At 60.6% G+C, this 1,562-nt stretch carries 1 protein-coding gene; it reads left to right on the top strand.

Translation table 11 applies throughout. The features are described from left to right. Positions 1 to 522 precede the first annotated feature (522 nt). A partial coding sequence (locus EN884_RS35475; protein WP_164895406.1) for an N-acetylmuramoyl-L-alanine amidase occupies positions 523 to 1,562 on the top strand: 1,040 nt, incomplete at its 3' end.

Here is a 1,562-nt window from a genome sequence, read left to right as displayed (position 1 = left end):
CAGCCATAATGGCGCGGTTTGATGCGGACCTTTCCATGATTGCGCTTGAAGCCATCGTCACCAACAGAACCTTTTGAACCAAAGCCCGGACGAACCGGACCAGCTTGTTTGCTCATACAGAGCCGGCACGGGAACAAACCCGGCCGTTTTCCTCACGCAGGCGATTCCCCCGCCACGGGAGCACGCCTGCGAAATTCGTCGCGATCACCTGAACCCTTTTCGCCTGAAGCGAAAGGAGCCGCCTTTACGTCTGACCCTGTAGCAAGAAGCTGCGGAGGAGGGCGGTTCCAGGATTGCAGTGATCCACCATCGCTTTTATGATTTGGCGGGGTGGATGGCAACCCCGATTTCCGATGCCGGCAAAAAGCCGTTCCGTAGCGTAAAGCCAGGCTTGCGGCCCTGCATGAAAAGGCTTGGTTAACCTTCTCTGGATACCAATCGTTAATCGAGTTCGCGGCCTCACCGGCATTTCGACGAAACGACCGGGCGCCGGGCGCCAAACCGGGAGCGACTGCAAGAGAGATGGGATTGGCGGACTTCACAGACAAGGGATGTCGTGTCGGCGGCCGGATCCTGGCCGCTTTCTGCCTCTTGCTGCTGCTGGCGGCCTCATCCGTCTTGTCCTCAAATGCCAGTGCCGCCGACGCTCCGCTCGTGGCAAAAGGCTACAAGATGGCCGGCGATGCCACCAAGATGCGCATCGTCATGGATTTCGACCGCGAACCCGATATCAAATGGTTCCTGCTGCGTGGTCCCAACCGTCTTGTCATCGATCTCGCGAATACGAGATTCGCCGTGGATGCCAAGGATTTGAAGGCGCGGGGCCTGGTCAAGGGCGTGCGCCTGGGCGAACTCGGCGAGGGCGTTTCGCGTCTGATCCTCACCGGCAAGGGACCCTTTGCCGTCGACAAGCTCGACGTGCTCAAGAACGAGGACGGAACCGGCTACCGCATTGCCATCGACATGTCGGCGGCATCCGAACGCGAGTTCGATGCCGCACTTGCCAATCAGGCGCTGACCACCGGATCGACCGTTTCGACCGACAAGGGAGGGCGGGTCGGCACCGGGCCGGTCTCCAATCCGGGCCATCGGTTCACCGTCGTCATCGACCCCGGCCATGGCGGCATCGACGGCGGTGCCGAGGGCCTGAACGGCACCATCGAAAAAAACGTCACGCTGGCCTTCGCCACGGAGCTGCGCGACAAACTCGCGGCCGTCGGCAATTATGATGTGTTCATGACGCGCGACACAGACGAATTCCTGCGTCTGGACGACCGCGTGCGCATTGCCCGTCAGCATGAGGCCGACCTGCTTATTTCGATCCATGCCGACACGATCAGCGTCAAGGGCATTCGCGGCGCCACCGTCTATACCGTCTCCGACAAGGCTTCGGACCCCGAGGCGCAGGCGCTTGCCGACCGCGAGAACCTCTCCGACCAGTTCGCCGGCATGGAAATCAAGAACGACAACAAGGAAGTCACCGACATCCTGATCGACCTGATCCGCCGCGAAACACACAACTTCTCGATGAGTTTCGCCCACACGCTGGTTGGCCAGTTGTC

It is taken from the genome of Mesorhizobium sp. M7A.F.Ca.AU.001.01.1.1 (assembly GCF_004022735.1).
GTDB lineage: Bacteria > Pseudomonadota > Alphaproteobacteria > Rhizobiales > Rhizobiaceae > Mesorhizobium > Mesorhizobium ciceri.
Note: the sequence above shows the minus strand (reverse complement) of the source record. Positions and strands in the feature narration are given on the sequence as shown.